General features: G+C 67.2%; 10 protein-coding genes. 3 read left to right on the top strand and 7 right to left on the bottom strand.

Features of this window, described 5'->3' with window-relative positions; genetic code table 11:
* Positions 1–119: 119 nt before the first annotated feature.
* The 3 genes from IAE56_RS19965 to rlmE all read right to left on the bottom strand — a co-directional run bounded on the left by IAE56_RS19965 (position 120) and on the right by rlmE (position 3,046).
* Positions 120–308 carry a hypothetical protein gene (locus tag IAE56_RS19965; protein WP_108768472.1) on the bottom strand — a complete coding sequence of 63 codons (189 nt, stop codon included), beginning with the start codon at positions 306–308 and terminating at the stop codon, positions 120–122.
* Positions 309–410: 102 nt separating this feature from the next.
* Positions 411–2,348: an ATP-dependent zinc metalloprotease FtsH gene (gene ftsH / locus IAE56_RS19960; RefSeq protein ID WP_174213498.1), complete on the bottom strand. Its 1,938-nt coding sequence runs from the start codon at positions 2,346–2,348 to the stop codon at positions 411–413.
* A gap of 65 nt (positions 2,349–2,413) precedes the next feature.
* The gene (gene rlmE, locus IAE56_RS19955) at positions 2,414–3,046 is read right to left on the bottom strand and encodes a 23S rRNA (uridine(2552)-2'-O)-methyltransferase RlmE (protein WP_008265654.1); all 633 of its coding nucleotides are present in this window, start codon (positions 3,044–3,046) and stop codon (positions 2,414–2,416) included.
* A 65-nt stretch (positions 3,047–3,111) separates the two neighbouring features.
* On the opposite strand from rlmE, the gene yhbY reads away from it, so the two are divergent.
* Together yhbY and IAE56_RS19945 are read left to right on the top strand one after the other, a co-directional pair.
* Positions 3,112–3,417: a ribosome assembly RNA-binding protein YhbY gene (gene yhbY / locus IAE56_RS19950; RefSeq protein WP_079221444.1), complete on the top strand. Its 306-nt coding sequence runs from the start codon at positions 3,112–3,114 to the stop codon at positions 3,415–3,417.
* Positions 3,418–3,430: 13 nt separating this feature from the next.
* The gene (locus IAE56_RS19945; protein WP_108768470.1) at positions 3,431–3,805 is read left to right on the top strand and encodes an Mth938-like domain-containing protein; all 375 of its coding nucleotides are present in this window, start codon (positions 3,431–3,433) and stop codon (positions 3,803–3,805) included.
* A gap of 159 nt (positions 3,806–3,964) precedes the next feature.
* Here IAE56_RS19945 and IAE56_RS19940 read toward each other — a convergent pair whose 3' ends face one another.
* From IAE56_RS19940 to surE, 4 genes are read right to left on the bottom strand one after another with little or no spacing between them, the layout of a single operon-like run.
* Complete coding sequence (locus tag IAE56_RS19940; RefSeq protein ID WP_108768469.1) at positions 3,965–4,756, bottom strand: peptidoglycan DD-metalloendopeptidase family protein; 792 nt, start codon at positions 4,754–4,756, stop codon at positions 3,965–3,967.
* Positions 4,753–5,367 (bottom strand): YqaA family protein, encoded by a 615-nt coding sequence (locus tag IAE56_RS19935; protein ID WP_108768468.1) that lies wholly within the window; start codon positions 5,365–5,367, stop codon positions 4,753–4,755. The genes IAE56_RS19940 and IAE56_RS19935 overlap by 4 nt, the downstream gene beginning before the upstream one ends.
* Before the next feature lie 19 nt (positions 5,368–5,386).
* Complete coding sequence (locus tag IAE56_RS19930; protein WP_108768467.1) at positions 5,387–6,064, bottom strand: protein-L-isoaspartate(D-aspartate) O-methyltransferase; 678 nt, start codon at positions 6,062–6,064, stop codon at positions 5,387–5,389.
* On the bottom strand, positions 6,061–6,840 hold the full coding sequence (gene surE / locus IAE56_RS19925; RefSeq protein WP_200753716.1) for a 5'/3'-nucleotidase SurE: 780 nt from the start codon (positions 6,838–6,840) through the stop codon (positions 6,061–6,063). The genes IAE56_RS19930 and surE overlap by 4 nt, the downstream gene beginning before the upstream one ends.
* Positions 6,841–7,049: 209 nt before the next feature.
* On the opposite strand from surE, the gene IAE56_RS19920 reads away from it, so the two are divergent.
* Complete coding sequence (locus tag IAE56_RS19920) at positions 7,050–7,589, top strand: Smr/MutS family protein (RefSeq protein WP_108768465.1); 540 nt, start codon at positions 7,050–7,052, stop codon at positions 7,587–7,589.
* Positions 7,590–7,765: the final 176 nt, after the last annotated feature.

Genomic DNA, 7,765 nt, shown 5'->3' with positions numbered 1-7,765 from the left:
CCCCCCCCCCCCCCCCCCCCCCCCCCCCCCCCCCGCCATCCCACGGAATGCAGGCTTCTGACGTTGACGTTGACGTTGCTTCTGCAGGTGCAGGGCGCAGCCCTGCCAAGAGAAAACCCTCAACGCTGCCGGCGGCGCTTCCGGTCCACGTACAGCGTCTTGATGATGCTCAGCAGGATGCCGACGGCAATGCCGACACCGCAGCCCAGCAGCAGGTTGTCCACGCTCAGGCCCACGGCGACACCGACGATGGTCGCGATGACCATTTCAACGGTATGGGAGATCGGTTGCGGCGGGGGGACGGACATGCGGGCTCCAGCGTAAGGCGGTGAATTCAGTCGGGCCTCGCGGCCCGGAAACAACGAGGCCGGGTTTCCCCGGCCTCGTCTGCGATCAGCAATGGCGGGCCGTCAGTGCGACTCGGCCGGGCCGGCGATCGGCGGCAGCGGACGAGCGTCGCCGCCCTTGTCGTTGCCACCACCGTCCTTGTTGGACTTGTTCCAGCCCGCCGGCGGCGGCGGATCGCGGCCTTCCATGATGGCGTCGATCTGCGGCGCGTCGATGGTCTCGTACTGCAGCAGCAGCTGCGACATCGCGTGCAGCTTGTCCAGGTTGGCCGTCATCAGCTCGGTGGTGCGTGCGTAGGCCTCGTCGAGGATGTTGCGCACTTCCTCGTCGATGCGGCGCGCGGTGTCGTTGGACACGCTCTTGTGCTGGGTGACCGAACGGCCCAGGAACACCTCGTCATCCTCTTCGCCATAGGCGATCGGGCCGAGCTGATCCGACAGACCCCACTTGGTGACCATGTTGCGGGCCATCTTGGTGGCGCGCTCGATGTCGTTGGACGCACCGGTGGTGACCTTGTCGGCGCCGAAGATCAGCTCTTCGGCCACACGACCGCCGTACAGCGAGCACAGCTGCGACTTGATCGCCACGCGGTTCATCGAGTACTTGTCGCCTTCCGGCAGGTACATGGTCACACCCAGCGCACGACCGCGCGGAATGATCGTGACCTTGTAGACCGGATCATGCTCGGGCACCAGGCGGCCGACGATGGCGTGGCCTGCCTCGTGGTAGGCGGTCAGGGTCTTCTCTTCCTCGCTCATGGCCATCGAGCGGCGCTCGGCACCCATCAGGATCTTGTCGCGGGCACGGTCGAAGTGGTCCATGCGGACTTCCTTCTCGTTGCCACGTGCGGCGAACAGGGCGGCCTCGTTGCAGAGGTTCGCCAGGTCTGCACCGGAGAAGCCCGGGGTACCACGCGCGATCACCATCGGCTCGACGTCGTCGGCCAGCGGCAGCTTGCGCATGTGCACCTTCAGGATGTGCTCGCGACCCTTCACGTCCGGCAGGCCGACCACGACCTGGCGGTCGAAACGGCCCGGGCGCAGCAGCGCCGGGTCCAGCACGTCCGGACGGTTGGTCGCGGCGATGACGATCACGCCTTCACCACCCTCGAAGCCGTCCATTTCGACCAGCAGCTGGTTCAGGGTCTGCTCGCGCTCGTCATGACCGCCGCCCAGGCCGGCACCACGGTGGCGACCGACGGCGTCGATTTCGTCGATGAAGATGATGCACGGCGCGTGCTTCTTGGCCTGCTCGAACATGTCGCGGACGCGGCTGGCGCCGACGCCGACGAACATTTCCACGAAGTCCGAACCGGAGATCGAGAAGAACGGCACCTTGGCTTCGCCGGCGATGGCCTTGGCCAGCAGCGTCTTGCCGGTACCCGGCGGGCCGACCATCAGCACGCCGCGCGGGATCTTGCCGCCCAGCTTGGTGAACTTGGACGGGTCGCGCAGGAAGTCGACCAGTTCGCCCACTTCTTCCTTGGCTTCGTCGCAGCCGGCGACATCGGCGAAGGTGACCTTGATCTGGTCCTCGCCCTGCAGCTTGGCGCGCGACTTGCCGAAGGACATCGCGCCCTTGGCACCGCCGCCACCGCCCTGCATCTGGCGCATGATGAACAGCCAGAAGCCGATGATCAGGATGACCGGCAGGAAGTTCATCAGGATGGCCGCGAAGGAAATGCCGCTGGACGGCTCTTCCTGCACGATGTCCACGTTCTTGGTGCGCAGCACGTTGATCAGGTCGCGATCAGCCGGCGCGGCGATGGTGGCCGTCTGGCCGCCACGGGTGGTGTAGGTGAGCTGGTTCGTCAGGCCGCGCGAATCGCCACCGAAGGTGACCTTCTGCACGTTGCCGCTGTCCACCTGGTCCAGGAACTGCGAATACGTCGCGCCCTGCGCCCCGGCCCCGGAGGACTTGGGCGAGAAGCTCTGGAAGACCACCATCAGCACGACGGCGACGACCACCCATAGCAGGAGGTTCTTGGTCAAGTCGTTCATCCTCATTGGCTCCGGCGTTCCTCTTAGTGCGGGTCTTGCGTTGGGGTCGAGCGTACTCGGCGAGCTTACTTCATGTGGGCGCGTTTTCCCTGTCCCAAGGCATACACCTCGGGCGAGCGCTTGCGCGATGCTTCCGGCTTGCGGATGGAGACCTTGTCGTACCGGCGGCGCATCTCGCGCACGTAGTCGTCAAAGCCTTCGCCCTGGAACAGCTTGATCAGGAACGCCCCACCGGTCTTGAGGTGGTTGTCGGCGAAGTCCAGCGCAAGCTCGGCCAGGTGCATCATCCGCGGCTGGTCGACCGCACCCACACCACTCTTATTGGGGGCCATGTCCGACAGCACAAGGTCTACCGGCTGATCGCCGAGCATGGCTTCAAACTGCGATAGGACGGTTTCTTCCCTGAAGTCACCGTGAAGGAACTCCACGCCGGCCAGCGGCGGCATGTCCAGGATGTCCAGCGCGAGCACGCGGCCGGTGTCGCCGATCTGTCTCCGGACCTGCTGAGACCAGCCGCCCGGGGCCGCGCCGAGGTCGACGACCACCATGTGCGGCTTCAGCAGACGGTCACGTTCGAGGAGCTCCTCGAGCTTGTAGGCCGCGCGCGAGCGCATGCCTTCGGCCTGCGCCTTCTTCACGAAGGGGTCGGAGAAGTGTTCCTTGAGCCAGCGCTGGCTGCTTTTGCTACGGGTGGCCATTGGAAATAGGGGCTGATGGGGTCGTCATGATACCCTGATCGTCCCATTCAACCCCCTTTTCCTGCATGTCCATCGCACTGACCGCCTCCCAGACCCGTTTCCTGCGCGGCCACGCCCACGACCTCAAGGCCCTGCTGCAGACCGGCGGCAAGGGCATCACGCCGGCCTTCATCGCCGAGCTGAACGAAGTCCTGGAGCGCCACGAACTGGTCAAGGTGAAGGTTGCCGCCGAGGACCGCGACGCCCGTGACGCGATGATCGCCGAGATCGTCGAAGCCACCGAGGCGGCGCTGGTGCAGCGCATCGGCCACGTTGCCGTGCTGTACCGCCCGAGCAAGGAACAGCGCCAGATCGTGCTGCCGCGCGGCTGATCGCCCTGCCCCCATGCAGCTGAACCACGAACCGCCCGATTACGCCTACAGCCTGCGCGCTGCCGACGGCCGCTCGGCCAAGGTCAACGACCAGGTACTGGGGCAGAGCTTCTTCCTGACCCCCGACCAGCTGGTCGCGCAGTGGCCGGTGCGCCAGGCCGCGGACCTGCAGCTGGCCGACATCGAAGCGATTCTTGCGCTGAATCCGGCGCTGATCGTCCTGGGCACCGGCGACCGCCAGGTGTTTCCGCCGGCCGCGGTGATGGCCGCCTGCCTGTCGCGTGGCATCGGCCTGGAAGTGATGAACAACCCGGCCGCCGCGCGCACGTTCAACATCCTTGCCGGCGAAGGCCGCAAGGTCGCCGCCGCCTTCATTCTGGAAGGTTGAGGCCGGAGCCGCCGGGCGTGGCCCGGCGCTACCCTGGATTGCAGGTTGTCTGTAGCGCCCGAGCCGATGCTTGGGCGTTTTCGTTTGCACGCGAAGAGCAGCCGGGCATGGGCTCGGCTCTACAGGTGAAGCCGCCGGGCATGGCCCGGCGCTACCTCATCAACGTGCGGGCAGATATTGCTGCGGGTCGACCGGCTTGCCGTTGTAGCGGATCTCGAAGTGCAGCATGTCGCGGTTCGCACCGGTGCGGCCCATCTCGGCGATCTGCTCGCCCGCCTTGACGTTCTGGCCTTCGTTGACCAGGCGCTTGCGGTTGTGGCCATAGGCCGACAGCCACTGGTCGCTGTGCTTGATGATGATCAGCTCACCGTAGCCGACCAGGCCGGCACCGGAATACACCACCACGCCGTTGGCGGTGGCGCGCACGGCGGCGCCGCTGGTGCCGGCGATGTCCACGCCCTGCTTGGTCGCGTCACCGGCCACGTAGCGGCCGACGATCGCGCCATCGGCCGGCCAGCGCCAGTCGATGTTGCTCTTCACCGGCCCTACCGGCGCCGTCGCCACCGGCGCAGGCGCCGGGGTGGTCGTGCCTGCGCTGCCGCGCGGCGGGGTCACTACCGTGGTCGGCGCGCGACCGCCGGTGGCACCGGCCGGGTACAGGCGGATGACCTGGCCCGGATAGATCTGCGACGGGTTGTCCAGGCGGTTCCAGGCGATCAGGTCGGCCGGAGTGATGTCATGGATGCGGGCCAGCGCATAGATCGTGTCGCCCTTGCGCACGACCACGGTCTGCCCGGGCTTGGGCACCGAGGCCTTCGGCGTGCTGACAGTGCTGCCACCGCTGCTGCCGCCGGGGCGGACGACGGTGGCGGTGCCACAGGCGGCCAGGGTGGATACCAGCAACGCCAGCGCGCCGACGCGCACTCCCTTGCTCAGACGATCTGCACTCATGCGAACTTCGACCTCCATACAAGCCAGGCAACCAGCCCCACCACCAGTACGGTGGCGATCCAGCCCAGCGGTTCAATCCAGCGACGCAGCGCCGCTTCGGCACGCGCACCGCCGATGCGGATGACCGCAGCCAGCACGTACACGCGCTTGCCGCGGCCGATCAACATGCTCAGCAGGTACTGTGGCATCGGCACGCCGACGATACCCGAAGCCCACGTGAAGACCTTCATCGGGATGGGCATGAAGCCGCCCAGCACCAGGAAGGTGAACACCGCCCACGGCGACTCGGCCATCTTGGCCTGCACCGTGGCGATGCCCTGCTCGATGGCCGGCAGCATGCCCAGCGCCTCGAACAGCGGCTTGATCGCTTCGAACGCGAAATGACCCAGCGCGTAGCCGACCACCGCGCCGACCATGGAGCCGGCAAGGCTGAGCGTGGCGAACCACCAGCCGCGCTTGGGCTGGGCCACGCACATCGGCGCCAGCATCACTTCCGGCATGACCGGGAAGATGATGGCTTCGAAGAAACTCAATACCGTCAGGTAGGTCGGCGCGCGTTCGTGCGCCGCCCACTTCATCGCCCGCTCGTACAGCGGCCCGAATATCTTCATGCAACCCTGCTCCGTGGATTCAATCGAGCATGCCAGACAGCAGCGGCACGAACGTGACCGGTGCCAGCACGCGTTGTTCGATGCTGCCGTCTTCCCTGCGGTCCAGCTGCACCAGCGACTGCCCGCCCGGCCCACCGACCGGCGCCACCAGGCGCCCACCGACCGCCAGCTGCTCGACCAGGGCATCGACCAGGGCCGGTGCCGCGGCAGTGACCACCACCGCATCGAAGGGACCGTGTTCGGCCCAGCCGACCCGGCCGTCGTCATGCTTGGTGCGGATGTTCATGCCCAGCGCGCGGAAGCGCTTGCGCGCCTGGCGCAGCAGATCGCCGATGCGCTCGACGGTGTAGACCTCCAGGCCCACGGCGCCGAGCACGGCGGCCTGGTAGCCCGAACCGGTGCCCACTTCCAGCACCTTCTTCGGCGCGACCTGCAGCACCGCTTCGGTCATCCGCGCCACCACCCACGGCTGCGAGATGGTCTGGCCATGGCCGATCGGCAGCGCGGTGTCTTCGTAGGCGCGCGAGGCCAGCGCCTCGTCGATGAACAGATGGCGCGGCACCACCCGGATCGCGTTCAGCGTGGACTCGTCGACGATGCCGGCTTCGCGCAGGCGGTCGACCAGGCGGTCGCGCACGCGCTGCGAAGTCATGCCGATGCCGACCGCTTCCGGTTGCAGGCGCAGGCGCGGGCTCATGCCGGCTGGTCCAGCGCGGCGCTGAGGCCGCCGACCCAGCTGGCCACCTTCTCCAGTGCCTGGTAGCGGGTCAGGTCGACCTGGATCGGGGTGATCGAGATATGGCCGGTGCGCACCGCATGGAAATCGGTGCCGGGGCCGGAATCCTGCTCGCGGCCGGCTGGGCCGATCCAGTACACGTCGTTGCCGCGCGGGTCCTTCTGCGCGATGCAGCCTTCGGCGCGATGGCGATTGCCCAGGCGGGTCACTTCGAAGCCCTTGACCTCATTCCACGGCAGGTCGGGCACGTTGACGTTGAGGATGGTGTCGGCCGGCAGCGGATCGGCCTTCAGCCGGGCGACGATCTCCACCGCGGCACGCGCGGCGGTCTCGAAGTGCTTCGGGTCGTGGTTGCGGGTGACCAGCGACACGGCCACCGCCGGCAGGCCGAGGAAGCGACCTTCCATCGCCGCCGAGACGGTGCCCGAATAGATGACGTCATCGCCGAGGTTGGCGGCGTTGTTGATGCCGGAAACGACAATGTCGGGCTCGAATTCGAGCAGGCCGGTCAGTGCCAGGTGCACGCAGTCGGTCGGGGTGCCGGCCACCGAGACGGTGTAGTGGTCGATGCGCTTGAGCCGGATCGGCAGGTCCAGCGTCAACGAATTGCTGGCACCGGAACGATCGCGGTCGGGTGCGACCACCGTCACTTCATGGCCGGCCTCGCGCAGCACGGCCGCAAGCATCCGGATGCCTGCGGCGTCGACGCCATCATCGTTACTGACCAGGATGCGCATCTTCGATTTAACCGCTTGATTTTCCAAGAATTCGATTCCGTCACCTTGTCGCGTGGGCGGGACCGGCCGCGCCCCTGTCGGGAACCGGCGATCGCGCAAGTGCGTCGGGTATTGTGCCGCAAGCGGGCCGCCGGTCCTACCCTGCCAGTGGTGATGCGCGTCATCGAATCGACATAGGCAGACCCGCGCGGGCGGTTTACCCTGTGCGCATGTCGCACCCTGAAGATGAAGATCCGGCCGCCCTGTTCCGCTCGGCCATCGGCGAAGTGAAGCCGCTGCGCAAGGAGGTCGAGCCGGCACCGTCCGCGCCGAAACCGAAGCCACGCGCACGCATGGCCGAACGCGACGAAGCCGAGGCCGCGGGCGAGTTCGCCCGCCTGCTGCGCGACAGCAGCCCGCTGGAAGCCGGCGACACCGCCAGCTACCGCCGCGACAACCTGCCGCCGCGGATGTTCCAGCGTCTGAAGCGCGGCCAGTATTCGGTCCAGGACGAACTGGACCTGCACGGAGCCACTGCGGCGCAGGCCGAAACGCTGCTGCGCCAGTTCCTGCTGGAGGCGCACGCGCACGAGTACGGCTGCGTGCGCATCATCCACGGCAAGGGCCTGCAGTCCGATGGCGGCGCGCCGGTGTTGAAGAACCTGGTCGACCGCCTGCTGCGGCTGCGCAACGACGTGCTCGCGTTCCACTCGGCACCGACCGGCCAGGGCGGCACCGGCGCAGTGCTGGTGCTGCTGGCACGGCGCTGATCGCCTCATCCACGCATGGCGTGGATCTACGACCCGGCGGCCCTCATCCACGCATGGCGTGGATCTACGATTCCTCGCGGCGTCCCTCATCCACGCATGGCGTGGATCTACCACCCACCGCGTGGATCCATGCGATGCCGCAGTAGATCCACGCCATGCGTGGATCTACTGCGGCA

This window comes from Stenotrophomonas sp. S41 (assembly GCF_016624625.1).
GTDB lineage: Bacteria > Pseudomonadota > Gammaproteobacteria > Xanthomonadales > Xanthomonadaceae > Stenotrophomonas.
This window is presented reverse-complemented; position numbering and strand designations above follow the sequence as displayed.

Bases quoted from the DNA above. Each gene is read 5' to 3' on its own strand.
- IAE56_RS19965 (WP_108768472.1), bottom strand. From the start codon at position 308: ATGTCCGTCCCCCCGCCGCAACCGATCTCCCATACCGTTGAAATGGTC.
- ftsH (WP_174213498.1), bottom strand. From the start codon at position 2,348: ATGAACGACTTGACCAAGAACCTCCTGCTATGGGTGGTCGTCGCCGTC.
- rlmE (WP_008265654.1), bottom strand. From the start codon at position 3,046: ATGGCCACCCGTAGCAAAAGCAGCCAGCGCTGGCTCAAGGAACACTTC.
- yhbY (WP_079221444.1), top strand. From the start codon at position 3,112: ATGTCCATCGCACTGACCGCCTCCCAGACCCGTTTCCTGCGCGGCCAC.
- IAE56_RS19945 (WP_108768470.1), top strand. From the start codon at position 3,431: ATGCAGCTGAACCACGAACCGCCCGATTACGCCTACAGCCTGCGCGCT.
- IAE56_RS19940 (WP_108768469.1), bottom strand. From the start codon at position 4,756: ATGAGTGCAGATCGTCTGAGCAAGGGAGTGCGCGTCGGCGCGCTGGCG.
- IAE56_RS19935 (WP_108768468.1), bottom strand. From the start codon at position 5,367: ATGAAGATATTCGGGCCGCTGTACGAGCGGGCGATGAAGTGGGCGGCG.
- IAE56_RS19930 (WP_108768467.1), bottom strand. From the start codon at position 6,064: ATGAGCCCGCGCCTGCGCCTGCAACCGGAAGCGGTCGGCATCGGCATG.
- surE (WP_200753716.1), bottom strand. From the start codon at position 6,840: ATGCGCATCCTGGTCAGTAACGATGATGGCGTCGACGCCGCAGGCATC.
- IAE56_RS19920 (WP_108768465.1), top strand. From the start codon at position 7,050: ATGTCGCACCCTGAAGATGAAGATCCGGCCGCCCTGTTCCGCTCGGCC.